The 22,238-nt window shown below is 61.3% G+C and carries 24 protein-coding genes; 8 read left to right on the forward strand and 16 right to left on the reverse strand.

Annotation, left to right across the window (positions count from 1 at the left end; translation table 11 throughout):
- Positions 1 to 12: 12 nt before the first annotated feature.
- From AWB69_RS24785 to AWB69_RS45995, 8 genes are all read right to left on the reverse strand, one after another.
- The gene (locus AWB69_RS24785) at positions 13 to 1,446 is read right to left on the reverse strand and encodes an MFS transporter (protein ID WP_062089463.1); all 1,434 of its coding nucleotides are present in this window, start codon (positions 1,444 to 1,446) and stop codon (positions 13 to 15) included.
- Between the two features lie 192 nt (positions 1,447 to 1,638).
- The gene (locus tag AWB69_RS24790; protein WP_062089464.1) at positions 1,639 to 1,992 is read right to left on the reverse strand and encodes a c-type cytochrome; all 354 of its coding nucleotides are present in this window, start codon (positions 1,990 to 1,992) and stop codon (positions 1,639 to 1,641) included.
- 15 nt (positions 1,993 to 2,007) lie between these two features.
- Entirely contained in the window at positions 2,008 to 2,331 is a 324-nt protein-coding gene (locus tag AWB69_RS24795; RefSeq protein WP_062089465.1) for a ribbon-helix-helix domain-containing protein, read from the reverse strand.
- A 66-nt stretch (positions 2,332 to 2,397) separates the two neighbouring features.
- Positions 2,398 to 3,966, reverse strand: coding sequence for a GMC family oxidoreductase (locus AWB69_RS24800; RefSeq protein WP_062089466.1), 1,569 nt, complete (start codon positions 3,964 to 3,966; stop codon positions 2,398 to 2,400).
- A 45-nt stretch (positions 3,967 to 4,011) separates the two neighbouring features.
- Positions 4,012 to 4,644: a twin-arginine translocation signal domain-containing protein gene (locus AWB69_RS24805; RefSeq protein ID WP_062089467.1), complete on the reverse strand. Its 633-nt coding sequence runs from the start codon at positions 4,642 to 4,644 to the stop codon at positions 4,012 to 4,014.
- Between the two features lie 41 nt (positions 4,645 to 4,685).
- Complete coding sequence (locus tag AWB69_RS24810; RefSeq protein ID WP_062089468.1) at positions 4,686 to 5,081, reverse strand: VOC family protein; 396 nt, start codon at positions 5,079 to 5,081, stop codon at positions 4,686 to 4,688.
- 641 nt (positions 5,082 to 5,722) lie between these two features.
- Positions 5,723 to 6,640 (reverse strand): DMT family transporter, encoded by a 918-nt coding sequence (locus AWB69_RS24815; RefSeq protein WP_062089469.1) that lies wholly within the window; start codon positions 6,638 to 6,640, stop codon positions 5,723 to 5,725.
- 192 nt (positions 6,641 to 6,832) lie between these two features.
- Positions 6,833 to 7,573: an SH3 domain-containing protein gene (locus tag AWB69_RS45995; RefSeq protein ID WP_075643980.1), complete on the reverse strand. Its 741-nt coding sequence runs from the start codon at positions 7,571 to 7,573 to the stop codon at positions 6,833 to 6,835.
- A 261-nt stretch (positions 7,574 to 7,834) separates the two neighbouring features.
- On the opposite strand from AWB69_RS45995, the gene AWB69_RS24825 reads away from it, so the two are divergent.
- The 4 genes from AWB69_RS24825 to AWB69_RS24840 all read left to right on the forward strand — a co-directional run bounded on the left by AWB69_RS24825 (position 7,835) and on the right by AWB69_RS24840 (position 9,825).
- A complete protein-coding gene (locus tag AWB69_RS24825) occupies positions 7,835 to 8,020 on the forward strand; it encodes a hypothetical protein (protein ID WP_062089471.1) in 186 nt (61 codons plus the stop codon).
- 95 nt (positions 8,021 to 8,115) lie between these two features.
- Positions 8,116 to 8,664: a GNAT family N-acetyltransferase gene (locus AWB69_RS24830; protein WP_062089472.1), complete on the forward strand. Its 549-nt coding sequence runs from the start codon at positions 8,116 to 8,118 to the stop codon at positions 8,662 to 8,664.
- Positions 8,665 to 8,694: 30 nt separating this feature from the next.
- Positions 8,695 to 9,024, forward strand: coding sequence for a TfoX/Sxy family protein (locus AWB69_RS24835; RefSeq protein ID WP_062089473.1), 330 nt, complete (start codon positions 8,695 to 8,697; stop codon positions 9,022 to 9,024).
- 78 nt (positions 9,025 to 9,102) lie between these two features.
- Positions 9,103 to 9,825 (forward strand): GntR family transcriptional regulator, encoded by a 723-nt coding sequence (locus AWB69_RS24840; protein ID WP_062089474.1) that lies wholly within the window; start codon positions 9,103 to 9,105, stop codon positions 9,823 to 9,825.
- Between the two features lie 36 nt (positions 9,826 to 9,861).
- On the opposite strand, the gene AWB69_RS50385 is transcribed toward AWB69_RS24840, so the two are convergent.
- The 3 genes from AWB69_RS50385 to AWB69_RS24855 form a co-directional block, all read right to left on the reverse strand.
- Entirely contained in the window at positions 9,862 to 11,418 is a 1,557-nt protein-coding gene (locus AWB69_RS50385; RefSeq protein ID WP_075643981.1) for a methyl-accepting chemotaxis protein, read from the reverse strand.
- Between the two features lie 87 nt (positions 11,419 to 11,505).
- Complete coding sequence (locus AWB69_RS24850; protein ID WP_062089476.1) at positions 11,506 to 12,339, reverse strand: amidohydrolase family protein; 834 nt, start codon at positions 12,337 to 12,339, stop codon at positions 11,506 to 11,508.
- A 6-nt stretch (positions 12,340 to 12,345) separates the two neighbouring features.
- Positions 12,346 to 13,593 (reverse strand): MFS transporter, encoded by a 1,248-nt coding sequence (locus AWB69_RS24855; protein ID WP_062089477.1) that lies wholly within the window; start codon positions 13,591 to 13,593, stop codon positions 12,346 to 12,348.
- A gap of 373 nt (positions 13,594 to 13,966) precedes the next feature.
- On the opposite strand from AWB69_RS24855, the gene AWB69_RS24860 reads away from it, so the two are divergent.
- Positions 13,967 to 14,467, forward strand: a complete 501-nt coding sequence (locus AWB69_RS24860; protein WP_062089492.1) for a GNAT family N-acetyltransferase — start codon at positions 13,967 to 13,969, stop codon at positions 14,465 to 14,467.
- On the opposite strand, the gene AWB69_RS24865 is transcribed toward AWB69_RS24860, so the two are convergent.
- Positions 14,464 to 14,985, reverse strand: a complete 522-nt coding sequence (locus AWB69_RS24865; RefSeq protein WP_062089478.1) for a DinB family protein — start codon at positions 14,983 to 14,985, stop codon at positions 14,464 to 14,466. The two genes, AWB69_RS24860 and AWB69_RS24865, sit on opposite strands and share 4 nt — an antisense overlap.
- A gap of 155 nt (positions 14,986 to 15,140) precedes the next feature.
- Here AWB69_RS24865 and AWB69_RS24870 point away from each other — a divergent pair, with 155 nt between their 5' ends.
- Positions 15,141 to 15,551, forward strand: coding sequence for a LysR substrate-binding domain-containing protein (locus tag AWB69_RS24870; RefSeq protein ID WP_156528958.1), 411 nt, complete (start codon positions 15,141 to 15,143; stop codon positions 15,549 to 15,551).
- 161 nt (positions 15,552 to 15,712) lie between these two features.
- Here the strand turns inward: AWB69_RS24870 and AWB69_RS24875 are convergent, their stop codons facing one another.
- Complete coding sequence (locus AWB69_RS24875) at positions 15,713 to 16,006, reverse strand: hypothetical protein (RefSeq protein ID WP_075643983.1); 294 nt, start codon at positions 16,004 to 16,006, stop codon at positions 15,713 to 15,715.
- Positions 16,007 to 16,363: 357 nt separating this feature from the next.
- Between AWB69_RS24875 and AWB69_RS24880 the strand changes: the two genes are divergently transcribed.
- Positions 16,364 to 17,425: a helix-turn-helix domain-containing protein gene (locus tag AWB69_RS24880; protein ID WP_062089493.1), complete on the forward strand. Its 1,062-nt coding sequence runs from the start codon at positions 16,364 to 16,366 to the stop codon at positions 17,423 to 17,425.
- 28 nt (positions 17,426 to 17,453) lie between these two features.
- On the opposite strand, the gene AWB69_RS24885 is transcribed toward AWB69_RS24880, so the two are convergent.
- Both AWB69_RS24885 and AWB69_RS24890 read right to left on the reverse strand, forming a co-directional pair.
- A complete protein-coding gene (locus AWB69_RS24885) occupies positions 17,454 to 18,728 on the reverse strand; it encodes an MFS transporter (RefSeq protein ID WP_062089481.1) in 1,275 nt (424 codons plus the stop codon).
- A 143-nt stretch (positions 18,729 to 18,871) separates the two neighbouring features.
- The gene (locus tag AWB69_RS24890) at positions 18,872 to 19,717 is read right to left on the reverse strand and encodes an AraC family transcriptional regulator (protein WP_197500309.1); all 846 of its coding nucleotides are present in this window, start codon (positions 19,715 to 19,717) and stop codon (positions 18,872 to 18,874) included.
- A gap of 220 nt (positions 19,718 to 19,937) precedes the next feature.
- Here AWB69_RS24890 and AWB69_RS24895 point away from each other — a divergent pair, with 220 nt between their 5' ends.
- Entirely contained in the window at positions 19,938 to 21,020 is a 1,083-nt protein-coding gene (locus AWB69_RS24895; protein ID WP_062089483.1) for an aldo/keto reductase, read from the forward strand.
- Between the two features lie 222 nt (positions 21,021 to 21,242).
- Here AWB69_RS24895 and AWB69_RS24900 read toward each other — a convergent pair whose 3' ends face one another.
- Positions 21,243 to 22,007 carry a GntR family transcriptional regulator gene (locus tag AWB69_RS24900; RefSeq protein ID WP_062089484.1) on the reverse strand — a complete coding sequence of 255 codons (765 nt, stop codon included), beginning with the start codon at positions 22,005 to 22,007 and terminating at the stop codon, positions 21,243 to 21,245.
- Positions 22,008 to 22,238: the final 231 nt, after the last annotated feature.

The raw sequence follows: 22,238 nt of genomic DNA on the forward strand, positions 1-22,238 counted from the left end.
AGCACCCCAGGTTCATTGCGAAATTTCATCGAGATTGCGGTTGTTGGTACGCGGCCCGAAGATGCCGATCGCGCCCATCACCATCACCATCGAGACGCTGATCAAGGCGAACACGCCGGTCACTTCGAAGTGGCGCAGCGCGAACGCGATCATGAAGCCGGAAAACATGGCGGAAAGACGCGAGATGGAATAAACGAAACCCACGGCGCGAGCCCGCAGGCGCGTGGGGAACAGCTCGGTCTGATACGCGTGGTAGCCCACCGAGAGCAAGGTGCCGCAGAGCGTGATCAGCACGCCGAGGATCATCAGCATGGCCGGCGATGTCTGGGTGGCGAACAAGCTGCCGAACACCACGATCCCGAACGCCGACAGAACGATCAGTGTCTTCCGTTCAATCCGGTCCGCAATTGCCATCCCGATCAGCGGTCCAAACGGATTCGAGATCGCGATGACAAACGAGTACAGCAAGCTGTGCGTGATTGTGACGCCTTTGGAGACGAGCAGCGTAGGCACCCAGGACGCGAAGCCGTAGAACCCGATCGCCTGGAAGAAGTTGAAGACGAGCATGGTGATCGCGCGCTTGCGATACGGCGGCTGCCAGATCTCGCGGAACGCGGCTTTCGTGGTCGCCGGTTCGACCGTTGCAACGGGTGTGGGCAACGCGCGTCCGTATTGCGCGGCCACTTTTGCCTCGAGCGCTTGCAGCACCTTCTCCGCTTCCGCCGCACGGCCTTGCTGCGCCAGCCAGCGGGGACTTTCCGGCACGCGCCGGCGGATCGCCCAGACCACGATCGCACCCAACGCGCCGATGATCACTACCCAGCGCCACCCGTCCAGGCCGAACGGCCTTTGCGGCACGAGCCACCACGCGAGAAACGCGACGGAGGGGACCGCAGAATATTGAACCAGGTGCACGAACGCGAACGCGCGACCGCGCAGATGTTTGGGGACGAGCTCGCTGACGTAGGTATCGATAGTCACGAGTTCCACGCCTACGCCAATGCCAGCAATCAGCCGCCACAGGTTGATCGCGGGCGCGGTGGTTTGCAGCGCCATGATCAGCGTTGCCGCCGAATACCACAGCAAGGAGACAGTGAAGACGGTGCGGCGGCCGTATTTGTCGGCGAGACCTGCGAGGAAGAACGTGCCGATGAACAAACCCGCAAACGACGCCGCCACGAACGCGCCGAGTCCCGAGACACCGAAGAAGGAGGCTGTGGTTGTGGAATAGAGACCGCTTTTAACGAGGCCGGGGCCTACATACGCGGTGAAAAACAGGTCATAGAACTCGAACCAGCCGCCTATGGACAGCAGGAACACCAGCATCCAGACGGAACGCGTTGCCGGCAGCCGGTCGATGCGCGCATTGACACCGAACGTTGTATCGCCCACGCCGGTGCTTGAATTGGGCGACCCGGGCGTCGCATCGATTGGCAGGCTTGCCATTGAACCCTCCTATGGGCATCTCGTCATGTATAGTTCTGTCAGATAGAACGACGTTCTGTTTAACGGTGACGCGAGAGTAGTGCGGGAGGAGATCGTGGGAAATAAGGGGTTTTACCTAGACGGGGGAGGACTACCGCGCGCTGCATTGGGAGGGCAGCGCGCTCGGGCTCGGATTCCGGCTTGATGAGCCGGCTACTTGTCGGGCGCGCCGGCGAGAATCCACGCGATGACGGTATGCAGGTCGGCGTCGCTGATATTAGGGTTAGGTGGCATGGGGACTTCACCCCAGACGAAGGCTCCGCCATTGCGGACTTTGGTGAAGAGCTTGTCCGGCGCGCTGGCGTCCCCGTGGTACTTCTTCGCAATCTCGCGATACGCCGGCCCGACAACCTGCGAGTCCACGGCATGACAGGAGAGGCAATTGTTCTTCTGCACGATCGACAAGGCGGCCGCCGCGTCCGGCGCCTTCTGTGCCACCGCCGCCGGCAGCACGCACGCCGCTAACAGTGCGCCGCAAGACCATGCCGCCCATCTACGTCCGGTCATCGGTTTTATCATGGGTCAGCCCGCCACCTTGTCAGTCGCCGTCGCTGCCACGTGGTTGCGAAAATCCATCGATGCATTCGCCCTCAGCCCTTGATATCGAAGACAGGTGACGCGCAGGAACGACGCAAAATTCGTCGTTTCGCCCAGATGCTGCGTGACCTCCTCATGCAACTTGGCGATGAGCTGGTTGGTCGTCATGTCGTTGTCCGCGGCGAGTTCGGATAACGTCTGCCAGAAGAGGTTTTCCAGCCGGATGGTTGTCGTCACGCCGCTGATACGCACCGAGCGCGCGCGGCATTCATAGAGAATTGGATCGGTTTGAGCGTAGATCCTGCACATGGACAGCTCCTCACAATGAAGAAGGAACCGCCGGGCGGCGGTTCCTGAGGCTCCTTTCGCAAGCCCCTATATGCTACGGCGTTTCATCTGATCCGCAATGTAATCCGATTGCCGGATCGCCAGCGTCACGATCGTCAGCGTCGGATTCTCCGCGGCGCTGGTCGTGAACTGACTGCCGTCCGAGATGAACAGGTTCGGCACGTCGAAGGTCTGGCCGTGCTTGTTGCAGACACCGTCACTGGATTTCGCGCTCATCCGGCAAGTGCCGAGGTTGTGCGTGGACGGGTAGGGCGGCGTGCGCAGCGTCTTTACCGCCCCGGCTGCCACATAGATGGCCTCGCCTTGCTTGAACGCATGATCGCGCATGGCGGTGTCATTTGGATGATCGTCGTAGTGAACGTTCGCTACCGGCAATCCGACCTGATCCTTCACGTCGTGATTCAGCGTGACGCGATTGGTCGCGCGCGGCATGTCCTCGCCGACGATCCACATGCCGGCGGTATTTGTGTAGTTATCCATATAGTAGGTAAAATCCGATCCCCATGCGCCCGGATTGAAGAACGCGGCGGCGAATGGCAAGCCGAGCGAGATGGTTTCCATTTCATAGCCGCCCGCAAAACCGCGTTTCGGATTGAATTCAGCTTCGTCCGTGACAATCCCGGCCATCACCGTGCCACGATAAAAATGCACCGGTTCCTTGAACACGCCGAACACCGAGCCCGTGGTATGCCGCATGTAATTGCGGCCCACCTGGCCTGAGCTGTTCGCAAGGCCATCCGGGTGTTTCGAGGATTCGGAGAGCAGTAAAAGCCGCGGCGTTTCTATCGAGTTTCCCGCGACGCAAACCACGCGTGCACGCTGACGCTGCTGCTTGCCGTCGGCATCCATGTAGACCACGCTGCTCGCTTTGCCGGCCGCGTTCGTCTCGATGCGCATCACATGCGATTCCGGCCGTAAATCGAGCTTGCCCGTGGCTTCGGCCGCGGGAATCTCGGTATAGAGCGTGGACCATTTCGCGCCCGACTTGCAGCCCTGGAAGCAGAAGCCGAGCTGCATGCAGCGGCCGCGTCCGGCGCGCGGGCGGCTGTTGATCGCCATGTGGCCGGTGCTGCAGTTCTTGTAGCCGACCTTTGTCGCGCCGTCGTACAGGATCTTGAAGTTGTTGTTGCCCGGCAGACCGGGAATGCTGTTCGTGCGCGTGACGCCCATCTTGTCTTCGGCGCGTGCGTAGTAGGGTTCGAGATCGGTGAGCGTGATCGGCCAGTCGAGCAGGTTCGCCTGGTCGATGGAACCGTAGGTCGTGCGCGCCTTGAACTCATGCTCACGAAACCGCAGCGACGCGCCGGCCCAGTGCGTGGTCGTCCCGCCCACAGTCTTGCAGATCCACGCCGGCAGTTCCGGGAAGTCCTTGGCGACGCGCCAGTTTCCGGACGTGGTGCGTTTGTCGGTCCAGGCGAGTTGCCCGAAGGACTTCCATTCGTCGTTGATGAAGGTGGCTGACGACTGGCGCTTGCCCGCCTCCAGCACGACCACTTTCACGCCTTTCTGACATAACTCGTTCGCCAGCGTCCCGCCGCCCGCGCCCGAACCGACGATCACGACAACGGAGTCATCGTTGTAGTCGAATTTAGCCATGCTTGCCTCCTCGGCAGTATCAGATGTGTGCCTATATCCCGGCTATCAGGCAACCGGCGGACTTGCGTCGGCGGGCGGATTGGGCAACCAGGTCAGGTCGTTGAAGCCGCGATACACGTAGCCGCCCTTGCTGAACGCTTCACCTTCGTAGCCGAAATGGGCAAACGCCAACTCGTTGTTGTAGAGCGAGGTGATGCACTGGCCGCGCACGAGCTGGACGAACGGATCGTTCTGGTTCGCTTCGACAATGGCGGTTCGCTGCGCGTCCGAGAGGCTTGCTGTGTCGTTCCATTTGCCGGACGCCGCGTCGTTCAGCTTGGCCACGCCGGTCTTGATGACGTCGACGGTCTTCGGATCCGTGGCTTTTGCATCCACGTCCTTGGCCGCGAGTGCGTAGACCGCGTCCGGCAGTGTCTTGTGCGGATAGAGCGTGCGCGCGAGCACCATGATGGCGTCGGCCTGGTTCTGATCGATATGGCTGAGTTCAACCGCCCAGGCGCGGCTTGGCGCAAGCAGGGCGATCGGGGTGCCGGCCACCAGCAAACCTGACAGCACCACGGAACCTTGGAGGAAGCGCCTGCGGCTCACGCGCGCAGACGATACAGCGGGAATCGCATCGCCCGTCGATTCAGTGAAGGTCTCGGCGGCGACTACGGCAATGGGGATTGCCTTGGGCATGATTTGTCTCCTTTTATATTGTGCACAGCGCCAACGTCAGTTCATATGTAGTGGCCCTCCCTGGACAGCACCTCGATCTTGTAGCCATCGGGATCAGTGATGAAGAAAAAACGCGCGGCGATGGCGCCGTCGTGGGTTAGCGATTTCAGGTCGCCGGGTTGCATGCCCTGGTTGAGGAGACGGTCGCGGAATGCTTCGATGCCATCGACGGCGAATGCCACGTGGCCGTAGCCCGTGCCATGCGTGTAGGGGGTGGTCGTGCCTTTGTTCAACGTGAGTTCGATCTCGGCGCCGCTCTCGGGATCGCGGAGATAAACGAGCGTGAACGTATCGAAGTCAAGGCGATGCGACTCGCGCATGCCGAACACGTCGCGATAGAACGCGATAGACGGATCCAGCGCCTGAACGCGGATCATCAGGTGGAGGAATTTGATCATGCCGGGACTCGTGTCATAGCGTCGCTTCAGTATGCAACGTTGACAGAAAAGAGGGTAATAGCGGGTTATTACTGCGGGGGAGTTTGCTCGGGTGAAACACCTAGGGCGGTGGTTTTTCGCTCGCGCCGGTGGACGGAGTTGGGGCTTTTGGCGGGCTGGGGTTGGTGGTTGGGGTTGAGGCCTGGTTGCCAGGTTCCGGGGTTAGCGGTTTGAGTCAGTGCCGGGTTGCCAGGTTCTAGCGTTAGCGGTCGGGGTCAATGCCGGGTTGCTGCTTTCGGCCTTAGCGGTCTGCGTGAGTCGGATTTTCTCTTTATCACTATTAGCCACTGCGCGTGGCAGCGCGTCATTTCTTGGTCCTTAGCGACAAAGAAACGAAGCAAAGAAAACGCTTTCAAAACGCGGGCTCGTAAGTGTCCACAGCGTGCAGTTTTTATACATGGGTACCCCAAAAGCACGGTGCTCGCCAGAGCGAAGGATGTGTGAAACCCTCCTTCTCCGAACACGGATACCCACACGCTTCGCCACCAGTGATTGAACCTTTCCAAGGGACACCCCGCGCTATCCGCGGAAAACCACCCTTCATGAACGAACATCTGAACGTAACAAGCCCTTTGGGCCCGCCGGCCACGTTCGCTTTATCGTCAAGCCTTCCTCGGTTTCACGCTTGACGTCGACCACGTGGCAAGCGCCACTCCTGCCACCGCAAACACCATCGCACCCCATGCCAGCGGCGGCATGACTTCATTCAACAACATGCACGAAAGCACCGCCGCAACCGGCGGGATAAAGAAGAACAACGACGCAATCTTCGACGCCTGCCCCGCACGAACCAACGCAAGCAACAACGTAATCGCAATCAGCGAGTTGCCAATCACGAGGTAACCCAGCGCAGCGATAAACGTCCCGGTCCATTGCACATGAACGTCTTCCAATAACAACGCCAGCGGCGCACAGAACACCAGGCCAACCGAGTACTGGATCAGGTTCGCCGTCACCGGATGCTGCCCAACGCCGAACCGTTTTTCATAAAGCAACGCAGCCGTCATTCCAATCAACGCGACAATCGAGAACAGCAGTCCCGACATCGAATGCACCGATAAACTCGATCGGGCAACAATGACACCCGTTGCCCCGATTAACCCAAGCCCCAACCCGAGCCATTGCCGCGCACCCACGCGCGCACCCACGAGCCGAGGCGCCAACGCGGCCACCAGCACCGGCTGCAGCGACACAATCACCGCCACCACACCCGCCGAAGCCCCCGCCTTGAACGCAAGGTAACTCATGCCGAAGTAGATAACCTGCACAAGGAACCCCACCACGCACGCATGCATCCAGTCAGCACGGCTTTTCGGCAGGGCAGGCCGGGTAATGAGGAAGAGCGGGATAAGCAGGCAAATCGAACATCCGTAACGCAACGCCAACAGGGTCAGCGGCGGCGCGTATCCGACAGCGATCTTCGCTACCGAAAAACCCCCGGACCACAGCAGCACAAAAGCCATCTTGGCAGCGAAAGTCTTAAGGCTCGCATGTTGCGTTGAAGCATTGGCTTGCAGCATTGTTCCTGGCTCAAGTGTTCTGCGATCCCGCGTTGCACGGGCAGCTTTTTTATCGATGCTTCAGGCGCCCGTGGAAGCAGGCGCCTGATCGGAAAGATGACTTTTCAAAACGGATGATGCGAGCGCATGCGGCGCGAAACCCGTCATGTTTCCGCCGTCGCCTGCAGCGGCGCCGCAGGCGAGAGACCGCAGCTAGCCGTGCGGCTGCTGGTTGTTCCCACCGCCATGGCCGCCTTGGTTGCCCCCACCGCCATGGCCGCCTTGGCCACCCCCACCGTGGCCACCGCCACCGCCATTGCCACCTCCGCCGCCACGATTGGGCGGTGGTCCCGGAGGGCGCCCACCGCCGCCGGATTGGCCCGGAGGACGACCACCCGCCCCTTGCCCCGGTGGCGGTCCTCCCGGTCGACCGCCCGCGCCATGACCCGGTGGTGGTCCGGGAGGACGCCCGCCGCCGCCGTGAACAGGCTGCGGTCCCGGCGGGGGACGTCCGCCATGACCGGGCGGACGGCCGGGTCCGGGCGGCGGACGATTCGCCCAATGCGATTGCTGGTTGTACCAAGGGCGGCCACGGTAATAACTACCCCAGTACGCACCGATTGAAAACGTCACGATAGGCAAGCCGATCGTCGGTCCGTAAGTCAGGATGGGTACATTGCCACCCTGATACGGATAGCTGAGACGCCCCGCGTAAACCCAGCCGCGCAAGTTGGGCACCACCACGTCGCACCATGAATAGCCACTGATGCAACCCATGACGGTGACCGGTACGCCGCCCGGCAATTGAGTCACGATCGGGTAGTCGCCCGCGGGCCCAGCGCGCATGTTGACCGGGCTATTCGTGTACGCCTGCTGCTGCGCGAACGTCACGCCCGGCAACGCCAGCAACCCCGCAAATCCAATACAACCCCATTGAAGCAATTGTTTTCGCATATGGCCTCTTATCGTGAGAGCGCAGCGCCCGGTCCTTATTGGCGACCGTCCCCGTCATAGCGTCATCGACCCCGAAACCCGGCGGCCGAACGCATTAAGCAAGTATGGAGTTAGCTCTCCATGGAGTCTATGCCGGTGAAACCCGGCGGAACAGGAAATTTGGATAAACTTGAATCCGCCTCCGGTGATGCGCTGCGCCCAGGGTTCGCCCAACCGCAGCCACCACTGCCGTAGGAATCGCGCCGCAGGCACGGGACTACGATGACACCTGACACGACCATTACGCGGATTGCCGCGCTACCGCCCGAGTTGGAAGCGCTTGAGGCTTTGGCCGCGTCCGAAGGCTTCAACTTCATGACACGGTTACTTGCCGAATGGCGGAGTTTTTCCCAAATAGACGATGACTCGGCCACGCACGCGAAGCCGCTCACGGAGACCGCTCACTGAGACCGCTCCCAGTACGATGTACAGGTAGAAAGAAACGCGTCGCAGCCTGAACGGCGCTTTCGCTATCGGGCAACCCCCTCGACAAGGAACTCTGCATGCTTGTTGGAATACGCGAGGCAACGGTCGGAGACGCGCAAGCCATCGCCACGATCCACGTGGACTCATGGCAGGCGGCGTATCGGGGAATGCTGCCCGACGCCTACCTGGCGAATCTGACCGTGGCGCAGCGTAGCGAGGCATGGCGCAAGTCGATCATCGCGGGAAGGCCCCGGGTCCTGGTCGCTCATACCGATATTCATTCCGCTACCCCTTCCGATGCCACCGAAACGATTCTCGGCTGGGTCGCATTCGGCGACTCGCGGGACGGCGACAAGGATCATCGCTGGGGGGAAGTGGAGACGCTTTACATCGCCCCGTGGTGTTGGCGCAAGGGCATTGGCAGGATATTGATCGACGCCGCGCGCCACGCGTTGCGGTCCGCCGGGTATACGGACGTCGCGCTTTGGGTCCTGCTGGACAACCGTCGCGCACGGGCCTTTTACAAACGCAGTGGTTTTGTCTGCGATAACTCGAGCAGGGGTGTTCAACTCGGCGGCAAGTGGTTGACCGAACTGCGATACTGTTGCCCGCTTGGGCAGACCTGAACGACCGCTTCATCCACACAGGAAAACAGCGTGGCACGCGACAAAGGCCTGGAAGAAGTATTAGCCGACGAACTGAGGAGCGAGCCGGGAATCACGGAAAAGGCGATGTTCGGCGGATGGGCATGGCTGAAGAACGGCAACCTCCTGTGCGGCGCCCGCGACGACGGCATGCTGGTGCGCCTCGGCAAGGACCGGGATGCCTGGGCACTGAAAATACCCGGCATTGTTCCGATGATCTCGCGTGGCCGGCGCATGAACGGCTGGGTATGGGCCGCTTCGGAAGCCTATGGTAACGACGTGCTACGCCGCAAGCTGATGGACGCCGCGCTTGAATTCACCCGGTCTTTGCCGGGCAAATAGTCGGGCAAACAATTTGACGCTACAAAGCCCGAGGGGAAGTCATACAATCCTGTGCATGTATTACACAGAAGATCACGCATGCAAGCCGACAACCGACTTCCTCGATATCAACGCCTGCGCGACGAGCTCGCGTCGAAAATAGCAGAGCGCCGCTGGCAACCCGGCGACGCCATTCCCACGGAACAGGAACTTGCCCAGAGCTTCGATCTCGCGGTAGGGACTGTGCGCAAGGCGATCGACCTGCTGGTTGCCGAAGGGCTGCTCGAACGCTACCAGGGTCGCGGCACGTTCGTCCGGCGCGCGAGCTTCGACGGTTCGCTGTTCCGGTTCTTCCGCTTCCAGAGCAAGTCCGGCGAGAGGCGAATTCCCAAAAGCCAGATTCTAAAGCGCAGCGTGGTGGAGGCGCCGGCCGCCGTCGCGGCCACGCTGCAGATTGCGCCCGGCGCCAACGTGATCCAGATGGCGCGGCTGCGACTCATCGAGGACGCGCCTGTGCTGACCGAAGACATCTGGCTGCCGCTCGACCGGTTCGCGGCGTTCGCCGACCTGCCGCTCGACACTATCGGCGACCTGCTTTATCCGGTGTACGAAGCAAAATGCAATCAGGTGGTAGCGTCGGCGACGGAAACCCTGACGGTCGAAGCCGCGAGCGTGAAGCACGCGAAATTGCTTGGCATCGAGAAGGGAACGCCAATCGTGGTGATCGAGCGGCTGGCCTATGGGTATGACCGCCATCCGCTCGAATGGCGTCGTTCGCGCGGACCCGCGAGCCAGTTCCTGTATCAATCGGAGATCCGCTGAGGCACGCGCGAAGAAGCGCGCTCAGGCCTTCCGCGCTTATGCGCTCACGCTGAAAATCGCGAGCGCGTCTTTCAGCGACTTCGCCTGATCTTCCAGCGATTGCGCAGCCGCCGCGGCTTCTTCCACCAGCGCAGCGTTCCGTTGCGTGACGCCGTCCATTTGCGTGACGGCGGTAGCGACCTGGCTGATACCGCGGCTTTGCTCGCCGGACGCCGCCGAGATCTCGCCCATGATGCTGGTCACGCGCTGAACGGCCTGCGTGATCTGCGTCATTGTCGTGCCTGCTTCTCCCACCAGCCCCGAGCCTGCATTCACCCGCTCCACCGATGTATCGATCAAACCCTTGATCTCTTTTGCCGCGCTCGACGAACGTTGCGCGAGGCTGCGCACTTCGCCGGCCACGACCGCGAATCCGCGGCCTTCCTCACCGGCACGCGCAGCTTCCACGGCCGCGTTGAGCGCCAGGATGTTGGTCTGGAATGCAATCCCTTCGATGATCGTAATGATGTCCGCGATCTTCGCCGAACTCTGCGAGATATCGGCCATGGTCGAGATCACGTTGTTGACTACCGCGCTCCCGTGGCTTGCAATGGTCGATGCGTTCGCGGCAAGCGTGGTCGCCTGGCTGGCGTTGTCCGCGTTGCGTTGAACGGTGCCGCTGATCTGCTCCATGCTCGCCGCCGTTTCCTGCAAGGACGCCGCTTGCTGCTCGGTGCGTGCCGACAGGTCGATGTTGCCCGACGCAATCTCGCCGGCCGCAACAGTAATCGATTCCGCTGAATGCCGGATGTGTCGCACGGTCGTCGCGAGTTCGGTCTGCATGCGGCGCAACGCGCCTTGCAACTGGCCCATTTCGTTATCGCTTTCCACAATGATCGGGGTATGCAGATCACCGCCGGCAATGCGCTCGAAGTCGGCGGCCATCGCCGTGATCGGTTTTACGACCAGACGCGTCAACGCAACCCTGACGGTGATACCGATCACCAGCGCCAGCAGCGCGCAGGCGACCAGTACCGTATTCACGATGTCGGCGGTGGTTTGCGCCCCTTCGAAACGCTGCTGGGCACGCGACGATACATAGCCGAGCAAGGGCTGCGAAAGCTGGTCGAACTGGTTGTAGAGCGGACTGCTGAACTGCATCTGGATGCGCTTGTACGCATCAAAGTCCTTCGCTTCGAGCGCGTCGAACTCCGGCATGATGCCCTTTTGCATCATCGCGGCATGCTTGGCGGCAGCGTCGGTAATGAGCCCCTGCGCGTCGCCCGGTACCGGCAACGCGGCGAATGCATCCCACTGCTTTTGCGATTCACTGCAGTATTCGTGGGCCGTGGCCAGTTGTTTTGCGGCGTCGTCGGCCTTGTTGTCAGCAATCAGCGATTCATACCGGTTCTTCGCGGAGCGGCAGCGCAACAGCAATTCGGAACTGCGGGTCAGCGCGGTGCTGCCCGCCAGATCGTGCTCGTACATGCCGCTAAGCGCGTGGTTGGCGCGGCCCAGCGAAACAAATGCACACGTTCCGACAACGAGTACGAGCAAGACAAACACGCTTGTCGCAAGGGTCAAGCCTGTCTTGATTGAAAGATTCCTAAGCACTGTCCGTCGACCTCATTGATATGAACATATAGATGTTTAACGGACCGAAAGCGCGAGACTTGAGGGTTTTTTTCTTGCTTCCAATGACTAGCTAAAGTGGAACAGTTCCGCGGGCGTGTCGATCAACACGGCCTGCCGATGGGACTCGTCAGCGACAAGGCGATACAGGTCGTGCAGCGCGTGTCGTGGATTGCACACGTGTTCGAACTGGGTATGCGGCCAGTCGGTGCCCCAGAGCAGGCGGTCGACGCCGAAGGCGGGCAGCAATTCGGACCATGCGTTCGCGCTCGTGGCGAAGGTGGCTTCGGGATTCGCTGGTTTCGCACTCACCCGATACCCCGCCGATACCTTGACCCACACGCGCCGCGTCTGGCCCAGCAAGATCAGGTATGCGAAGCCGGGGTCGCTGACGCCGAGCACGGGATCGAAACGCCCGAAATGATCGATCACGATCCGCACGCCGCTTGCCAGCAACGCGGGGATCACATGGTGCAAGCGGCCTGCGTCGATCTGCATTTCGAGGTGCCAGTCGAGCGCGACCATGCGCGACAGCAGTGCGGTCCAGTGTTGATCGGTGAAATCGGGCAGTTGGGTGCCGATCAGGTTGGCGCGGATACCCGCCACCCCCCGCGCATGCCAATCGTCGATAAACCCGAGCGCGTTGGCCGGATCGGCCATGACGACGCCGCGCAACTGCTGCGGATGCGTGTCGAGGCACGCGAGCAGATAGCTGTTGTCGAAGCCGAGGAAGCTGGGCTGGATCAGCACGCCATGCGACATCCCGATGCTCGCAAGCATGGCGCGGTAGCGATCGAGCGTGGCGTCGTAGGCCGGCGCATAACGCCGGCCGGGAGCGAGCGGCAGGTTCCGCGTGAAGACGTGGGCGTGCGAATCAATACCGGTGACGAGACTGTCGTTCATCACGGTCTATGCCGGAGCGTCTTCACTGAGCGTGCGCCCGCGCGTTTCGGGCAGCATCATCACGCTGACGGCGACGATTGCGTACGCGAAAGCCGCGTCCACGCCGATCGCGAATCCGAGTGAATACTGCGCGGCCAGATGTCCCACCATGACGGGGAATCCCGCCGACACGACCCGGCCGAAGTTATAGCAAAACCCCACCCCGGTACCACGCGTGCCGCGTGGATAGAGTTCGTTGAACAGCGCGCCCATGCTGGCTGGAATGCCGGCGGCGAAAAAACCGAGCGGGAAGCCGAGCGCGAGCATCGCGTGATTGGAGAGCGGCACGAACAGGTAGACGACGACTGTCCCCACGCAGCATACGGAGAACAGCAGGATGGTCTGGCGGCGCCCGATCCGGTCGAGCAACTGCGACGCGGCCAGGCAGCCGAAGAAAAACGCCGCAATGATCACCGCCAGATAACCGCCGGTACTGAGCACCGAAAGATGACGCTCGGTCTTCAGGTAGGTGGGCAGCCACGTGGTCAGGGCTGAATACCCGCCATGCGCGCCCACGCCCAGCAGGCCGCCGATGAGCGTCATGCGTATGACGTCTGGCGCGAAGATCGACAGAAGCGGCGTGCGCGCTTTCGCGTCCGTCAGTGCCGCCTCCGTGCGCGCGGGCGCCACGGGTTCCTTCACATTGCGGCGGATGTAGATGATCAGGAGCGCGGGCAAGATGCCGATGCCGAACATCACTCGCCACCCTATATCAGGCGACATGAACGAAAACACGGTCGCGTAGAGCAGCACCGCCGCGGCCCAGCCGACGGCCCACGCACTTTGCACGGCGCCCATCGCCTTGCCGCGATGCTCGTTGCGGATGGTCTCGGCCATCAGCACCGCGCCCGCTGCCCATTCGCCGCCGAAGCCAAAACCCTGCAGTGCTTTCAACACGATGAACTGCGGATAATTCTGCGCAAACGCTGACAGCAACGTGAAGACGGAGAAAAAGACGACGGTGACCTGCAAGGTTTTCACACGGCCGTAACGGTCCGCTGCCGCACCGCAGATCCAGCCGCCCAGCGCGGATGCCACCAGCGTGACGCCGCTCACCAGACCTGCCTGGGTCTTGCTGATGCCCCATTCCGCAATGATCGCCGGGATGACAAGACTGAACATCTGGACATCGAGGGCGTCCAGCGCCCAACCGCCGAAACACGCCCAGAACGTGTATCGCTCACCTTTAGAAACCTGCCGGTACCAGGAAAACATCGAGTCTCCGTGCGTCTTTGTCTGCTTGAATAAATGAGGCGTGCCGAGATTGACGACTGATCAACCAATCGTTAAAACATATATATGTTTATATGAATGGTTTGTTCGTGGGATAGGTGTTTACCCGTTATCGGCAGATGGCGTTCAGACTTTAGACGGAGTTTTTGACAGTTTGCGCGTTGAGCCGAGCATGGTGTGCACGGTTTCGGCCAGCCTGCCTACGGCCTCGTGGTCCGTGCGGAAGTCCGGCCGTGGCTCTAGTTTTAATGACCTTTTTGGATCTATGAATGGTGCCTGCACCAATTTATTCTGCGTGCAGCTTCCGCCCGCCGAAGCATGCACCATCAACCGTCAACTGGAGCAGACACCCGATATGACCGAAGCCATCCACGTGCGCCCCGTTGAGTTATCCGATTTCGCCGCTTGGAAACCGCTCTGGGATGGCTACAACGCCTTCTATGGCCGCCATGGCGAAACGGCTTTACCGCATGAGATTACCCGGATGACGTGGTCACGTTTCTTTGATGCCTATGAGCCCATGCATGCGCTGGTCGCGGAAAGCGCCGGAGAGTTGATCGGGCTCACGCATTTTCTGTTTCATCGAAGCACGATTCAACTGGGGCCGAGTTGTTTTCTGCAGGACCTGTTTACAGCGGAGGCTGCACGAGGAAAGGGCGTGGGCCGCAAGCTGATCAACGGGGTTTATCAACACGCGCAGAACTCAGGCGTGGAACGCGTGTATTGGCACACGCGGGAGACCAACACCACGGCGATGCAACTCTACGACAAGGTCGCCGAAAAGCAAGGGTCCGTGGTGTATCGCAAGCATTTTCAGACGATATGGCCTGCAGGCTCGCCCCATCGGGTTGTTTAGGCTAGCCCTCTCTCCGCGAGGCGTTGGTAGAAGAGCAGATCGAGCTCCGGCGCGCGTCCGGTGAGACCGGTCAGCAGCGCATGCACCTGACCCCGGTGATGCGTCTGGTGATTGAACCAGTGCGCCAGTGCAGGCGCGAGAGGTTGAGTGATTGCTTCCGGCGTGGAGACGCGCCGGTATGTGATCGCGCCTTCCATCGAAGTCTCGTCAAGCCCGGTTATATATCGCACGATCCGCGCGTCCTCCGCTTCACGCGCATGGCGCAGCGGCTCAAGCTGCTCGAAGAGGATTGCATCGAGCCGCTCGGGTGGATCACCCTCGCCGGTAAAGCGAAACATCCATACGCGGTCGGTCACGAGCAAGTGATTGAGCGTGCCATGAACCGACTTGAAAAACGCGCCGCGATCCGCGCGATAGTCGGCGTCGCCCAGGAGAGCGGCTGCTTCGAAGAGCCGGGTATTTGCCCATGCGTTGTAGCGCGCGAATGTGTCGAAGTGCTGTTTGAACAAGCCCTGCATGTCGTCCCCCTTGCGGCTGCATGACGTTCGTACCGTACGGATATTAATATCGATTTCAATTCATCAATGTGAGACTTCCATGGCATGGATGACGGCGGCCGAGGCCTTGAGCGCGATGAACGTCCGTGCGCAGACGCTCTATGCGAACGTGAGTCGTGGAAAAATCCGCAGGAAGCCCGACAAGACAGACCCGCGCCGCAGCCTTTATCACCGGGACGATGTGTTGCGGCGCAGCACCCTCGTATCTGGATCGGCGGCCCGCGCCCAGGGAGCCAGACGACCAGCTGCGTCACGATTGCATCTGCTTCAGGCGGCTGACGACTCATCCGGTGTGGCATCCGCATCGCGACGGCAAGAACCGCACGGTCAGGATCACGGGACGGCTGGAGACGGACGATGCCGAGGCCGCTCTCCAGGCGGCGCTCGCGGGCACGGGCATCATCATGGCGGCTGACTGGCTGGTGGCACGGGAACTGGCCGATGGCCGGCTGGTGCCGGTGCTGACGGACTGGACCGTGAGTGGGGCGTCGGGGGGGCGGCGTGGTCCGGCCTTCGGTTCAACATGAGCCGGCGAAGACCCGCGCGGTCGTGGATTGGGTGCTGGGTGTGTTCGCCGATCCGCCGTGGCAGGAGCCACGCTAGGCGGCGACAGGATCTACAGAGCGCGGCGTGCAGGAGAGAAGGCATTGAGGCCAATGCCCGTTGTTCATCCGCCGTCTCTCTGGATTTACGCCGCGGTTCGGTTGAACGCGTTCGGACGGGCTCGCTGGGCCAGGTCTTGTAATAACCGCTGCACGCGGTGTTGCTGCACGGCCACAAGGTTGTTCTCATTCACCAGGGCATGAAGCCGGCTTTCCCAGTAGCCCTGATCCATGCCGTGGACCGGTCTGGCCGGATTGGCACGCACGATGGTCCGGACCATGCGCTCAAGATGATCAAGTTGGCGATCAGCTAAACTTGCGGGCAGCAAGTTGCCGGGGACTCCCAGGTTAGGCCACGGTACTTTCTTTGACGTGCTCATTTGCTGATATCTCGTCGTGTTTCGCTGAGCTTCTCAGGAAGGGTGCTGCGATCAATTTGTCCGGACATCGCCGGCCAGGCCGCTCGCCTCGCCAGTGAAAACGGCGGTGAACGAGGGTGGCGGTCCCGTTTCCGGTACTACGGTCCTTTGATGGAAAAAGCCTGCAATTCCAGCTCGCAATGCCGTAAACCAACCATGCCCTCTCCACATTACAGAATGGACAGCGATGCTATTGATGTGAAGATATACCACGGGTTTAACCGGGCTTGACCGTGTGTCTCAGTTCTCAAAATAAATTGTTCACCGCGTCCCACGCAGGATGGAATGGCTTTTTTGGGGCGCCATCAGGTACTCAACATGTCTTCGAATACCGATCGGGACGGACTCGCTGAAGCTGCTGCGGACAATCCCATCGTCCGCAGCAGCTTCAGCACGTACGCGTCGGAGTTGAACCAGCAGATGCTCGCCTGGCGGGATCGCGTCGGGCATATCGTGGATGTCCTGCCCTCGAAGGAGCAGATCGCCGGCGGCTTTCGCGGCCGTATCGACCGGTATTCGGTCGGCGATTTCGCCTTCACGGACACCGTTACCGACGCCATGACGCTTGAACGCTCGGTCGCGAGAGTGTCCACCGACGAGCGGCGCAGCTACGCTTTCCACATCTTCGCGCAGGGGAAGATCGCCACGGAAATGGGCATGCAGAAGAAGCGCAGCACTGCGGATTCGACGGAGGGATTAATCGTTTTCGACCTGGACCAGCCGTTTCGCGTCGAGCGCTCCGGGTGCCACCTGTTGACGATGTTTATACCAAGAGACGTCGTCGAGGCCGCGTTCCCCGGCGCGGATTCCATTCATGGCCGCGTGGTCGAGCACGGAGCGCCGCTGACCCAGCTGGTGGTGAATCACGCGCTCGCGCTGAGCCGCGACCTGCCAAAAATGGGCGCGGCGCAGGCGGCGCATGAACTGGATGCCGGCGCGCAGTTGCTGCTCGCGGCGTTCCGGAAGCAGGCGAGTTTGACAGGCGACGCCCGTGCAGCCGTGCAGGCGGCCGTGATGAGCCAGGTGCGGCGGTATGTTGAAGCGAATCTCAACGAGCCGGATCTTTCGCCTTCGAGCGTGGTGGACGCGCTGCAATTGAAGCGCGCCACGATTTACCGCTGGTTCGAGCATGAGGGCGGACTAGGGGCGTATATCCGCAATCGTCGTTTGCGCGCGGCCGCCGACGAGCTGGTCCGATTCCCGCGCCTTCAGATCCTCGATATTGCCTTCGGGCTCGGTTTTAAAAGCGCGTCGGATTTCACGCGGGCGTTTCGCCGCGCTTACGGCATGAGTCCGCAAGACACGCGTGCTCGCGCGCTGGAGTTGCAGCGCGCGAGCAGGCTGGATCTGCTGTCGTCGTATGGGCCCGGCGGCAAATAGCACGTTGACCCGATAACACGCTTTCCGCTCAGTCGAGCGTCCGTTCGGGGAAGCGCTGCAGCGCAAACAGCGTGACACACGTGGCGGCGATCAGATACCACGCGGGCATCATCGGGTTGCCGGTCACGGCGATCAGCCACGTGACGATGAGCGGCGAGAAGCCGCCGAAAATCGCCACGCCGAAGCTGTACATGATGGACAGCGCGGCGGCGCGATGCTGCGGCGCAAAGGCCTCCAGCATCATCACCGTGCTCGCGCCGGCGTTGCTGAGCGCGACCGCCACATAGCCCAGGATGATTAATAGCGCGGTGACATTGCCTACGCCCATCCTCAGGCCGAGGAAGGCCGGGTACGTCATCACCAGACAGATCACGAGCGCCAGGTACTGGATTGGTTTGCGCCTTGGCTGACGATCGGCAATTTTGGCCAGCAGCGGGTTGACCACCAGGATCACGAGACCGGAGAGGCTGGCGGTCAGCAGGCTGATGACGGGCGGGCGATGCAGTGTCCGCACCAGATAGCTCGGCATGTAGAACACCGTGATGTAGATGCCGATCGACGGCGCGGCCATCATCAAGGTTCCGTAGAAGAGCGGGCGGGCGTGTTCGGCGAACAGGGCGGCGAGCCGGGGGCTTTTGGGGAGATCGACGACGACCGAAGGCATCCGCCGGCGCAAGTACCAGCCGACGGGGCCGATCAGTCCACCGAGCATGAACGGAATCCGCCATCCCCATTCCCGCATGTCGGCATGCGAGAGCCACGCGGTTGTGATCGCGCCGACCATCGCGGCGGCAAACGCGGCTGCGCCCTGGCTGGCGCCGCGCCAACTGGTGAGATAACAGCGGCGGTTGCGGGGCACAGATTCCATCAGCACGGCCGACGCCGGCCCGATCTCGCCGCCTGCCGCGAGTCCTTGCATGAGCCGCGCGAGAACGATCAATACCGTGGCAGCCGGGCCAATGGTGGCAACCGTCGGCAGGCATGCGAGCAGCCACGTGCCGAGTGTCATGAGCGCAAGCGACCACGCCATGCCGGCTTTCCGGCCCCGGCTGTTGGCGATCTGCCCGATGATCATGGCTCCGAGCGGACGCATGACGAAGCCCGCGCCAAAGGTGGCCAGCGACAGCAGCAGCGAGGACAGCGGGTTGTGCGACGGGAAGAAAAGTTTGCCGATGATGACGGCGGAGAAACTGTAGACCGTGAAGTCGTAGGCAACAAACGCGTTGCCGATGATGGTAGCCAGGACAATACGTGCTGGTTTGGCTGTCGGAGGGTGGGTCAGGTGATCTGCTGCGGGGTGCATGGGCGCGGTATGGGAGATTGCATCTTTCTGCTAAGGGCATTGCTTCCGCAGTGCCCGGCGAATAATAAGGCAACCGGAACTCTCGCGCTTGAACCCGGTCTGCAACCGGCAGCCCCCCAGGACCACCGGCTCCAGGCGTACGTTCAGGCGATGCCTTGCTCCAGCATCGGCATGCTGCGTAAGCGCGCCACGTCGCGGCCCGGCGGCGCGCCGAACAGGCGGCTGTATTCGCGGCTGAACTGCGACGGGCTGTCGTAGCCCACCTCGAATCCCACCGCGGCGACGTCTCCCGATTCCGTCAGGAGCCGCGCACGCGCTTCCTGCAGGCGTATGCGCTTCTGGTATTGAAGCGGGCTCATTGAAGTAACCGCGCGGAAGTGGCGGTGAAACGACGAAACGCTCATGCCCACCAACCCGGCCAGATCTTCAGTCGCGAGCGTCTCGGCGTAGTGGCTGCGGATCCAGCGGATCGCATGGCTGATTTGCGATAAGCGGCTATCGGCGAGACCGATCTGCCGCACCATCCCGCCTTGTTCGCCTGCGAGCAGCCGCCACAGGATTTCGCGCTCGAACATGGGCGCGAGCACGCAGGTGTCTTCCGGGTGATCCAGCAGTCGAAGCAGGCGCACGACCGGATCAAGCAATTCCGGCGATGCCTGGCTGACAGCAAAACCCAGGGACTCGGCGACGGTCCTGTCGCCGCCCGCGGTCTCCAGCAGCAGCGTGGCAATGTTCGCCGGCTTCAGCACCAGCCCCATCGCGAGAAAGGGTTCGCGCTCGCTGGCCTCGACTACGTGCCCGGTGATCGGCAGATCGACGGACACGACCACGTACTGCCCCGCGCGGTACTCGAACACCTTGTCGTTGAGCACCGTGCGTTTGGTGCCTTGGGCGATGACGGCAAGCGTGGGTTCGTACACATGGTGGATCGGCTCGGTGGTTGTATTGGAAGCCATGACTGCGACGCCCGGCAGCGCTTCGACCATCATGTCGGCGCGGGCGTGGCGTTTGATCAAGGTGCGAAGTTCGGCGAGATGTTCCATCCTTCCACGGTAAGGGGCGAACGTTCGGGATGCAAGCACCGTACGCATGATTCGCCCAAGCTTGGCAGGATTGTGCAAGAGCTTGCGAGAATTGGTCTATCGCCGGGAAGGCGCGCGGTGGTTTTATTGACGTCAGGCCAACCCGTCAATTTTGAGGAGAAACATCATGTCGCTGGATTCCTATGTCACGCTCGGCCGCTCCGGTCTTCGCGTCAGCCCGTTTTGCCTCGGCACCATGACCTTCGGCGAAGACTGGGGCTGGGGCTCGAGCCCCGCTGAGGCAGAAACCATCCTTGCCGAGTATCTCGACCGGGGCGGCAATTTCATCGATACCGCCAACATCTACACCGTCGGTCATTCCGAAAAGATCATCGGCGACTTCTTTGCGCGGCAAAAGGGCCGCCGGGATCGGACGGTCATTGCCACGAAGTTCTTCGGCAACCTGCATCGCGGAGATCCGAACGGGGGCGGGGCCGGACGCAAGGCGATGGTCGAGCAATGCGAGGAATCGCTGCGCCGGTTGCAGACGGACTATATCGACCTGTACTGGATGCACAACTGGGACCGCACGGCGCCCATTGAAGAAACGATGCGCGCAATGGACGATCTCGTGAGCGCCGGCAAGGTGCGTTATCTGGGATTCTCCGATGCGCCCGCCTGGAAGGTCGCGCAGGCGCAGATCATTGCGCAGTTCCGCGGCTGGACGCCGTTGATCGCGATGCAGATTGAATACTCCCTTCTGCAGCGGACCGTGGAGGGTGAACTGACGCCAATGGCGCAAGAGCTTGGCATCGGCGTGATGCCGTGGAGTCCTCTCAAGAACGGCTGGCTGTCGGGCAAATACAGTCGTGAGAATGCGGGTACCGTTGCGTCGGATCGCGGATCTCTGGTCGGCTTGCCGGGCGAGAAGGATTTTCAGGTTATCGATACGCTGACAGCCGTTGCCAAGGAAGCGAACGCCACTCCCGCGGCGGTTGCGCTTGCGTGGCTACAAAGCCGTCCGGGGGTGACATCGACAATCCTGGGCGCACGCCGGATTGACCAGCTTCGGGCGAATCTTGCCGCGCTCGACCTCAAGTTGACTGACGCGCAGGTTGCGACCCTCAACGAGGTATCGAAGCCCGTTCTCAACTTCCCCGCCGATCTCAACCGCGATCTTTCGCCGAGCTTTGCGTTTGCAGGCGCGACTGTCGACGGTCAGCGGACAGCGGTCTTGCCCTTGCTGACCGAAAACGCGCAAAGATATTGACGGTGTTTGAGTAATGGCCCGACGGTTTGTGGTTTCGAACCCCGGCGCAGTAGATAGTCTTCTTTAAACAGCGACGGGAGGCTCGGCGGTTCAGGCGTGAGCACTCTCGTGCCCTGGCGATTTTCGAGGGCGCTTCAATTTCGCAGACGCTGTCTGCGGAATCTTGCCGACAGGCCAGGCTTGATAAAACGAGCGCATCTGTTCAAGGTTGTGCGCGGCAATTCAACCCGGCGGCGCGTCAGGCAGCGTGCCGCCCTCTGAGCGCGTGCGCAGCGTCGTCATGGTTCTTTCGGCCAGCACCGCATCGCGCTTGGCTAACAAATGGCCGCGCAGGATCGACGCCATGCGCTTGCCGTCGCGCGCTTCCAGCGCCTCGATCATGGCTTCGTGATCGCGAATCGCGCTGTCCCACTTCACCGTCTGGAAGTTGGACCGGAACCGTAGCGCCTGCAGCCGCCGGTTCACCGCTATATACGTCTGCCGCAAAGCCGAATTACGCGCGGCGTCGTTGATCTTGTCGTGAATGGCGTGATTGCGGCTGTAGTACCCCGACAGGTCGTTCTGCTCCCGGCACGCCAGCATGGCGTAATGCAGCGCCTTGATTTCGCTCAGCTCGGCAGGCGTCATGCGCTCGCACGCGAGTTCGCCCGAGAACGCTTCCAGCCCGCTCATCAGTTCGAAGGTATCGCGAATCTCCGCCTCGCTCATCTGCGACACCGACGCGCCCCGGTTCGGCAGGATGTCGATCAGTCCCTCAGACGCCAGCACTTTCAGCGCCTCACGCAACGGCGTGCGCGAAATCCCCAGCATCTCGCACAACGTACGTTCGTTGAGCTTCACGCCCGGCGCGAGCAAGCCCTCGACAATGAAATTGCGCAGGTGTTCCACCACCGTGTCGTGCAACCGCTGCCGCTCAACTTTTGGAAGCGTGGCAGCGATTTGCGAAATCTGCGCGATCTGTGAATCCTGCAGATGATCATTTTGCATTCAATACCTCGACCCATTCTGTTGACGCGATTTTACCGTACGGCGCCGGTAAATTTGGAGGGGCGGGTTTTCACCTAAGAAAAACAAGCATTTATCGCTTTCGATCACCGTCACGGTGCGTTAAAGTATTTTGCATGCAAAATTCAAAGGACGCATCATGGTAAAGCTTGATTTCCATCCCGCTGGTCGCCATTTCCTGCAGATTCCGGGTCCCAGCCCGGTTCCCGACCG

This window comes from Caballeronia udeis, assembly GCF_001544555.2.
Taxonomy (GTDB): Bacteria; Pseudomonadota; Gammaproteobacteria; order Burkholderiales; family Burkholderiaceae; genus Caballeronia; species Caballeronia udeis.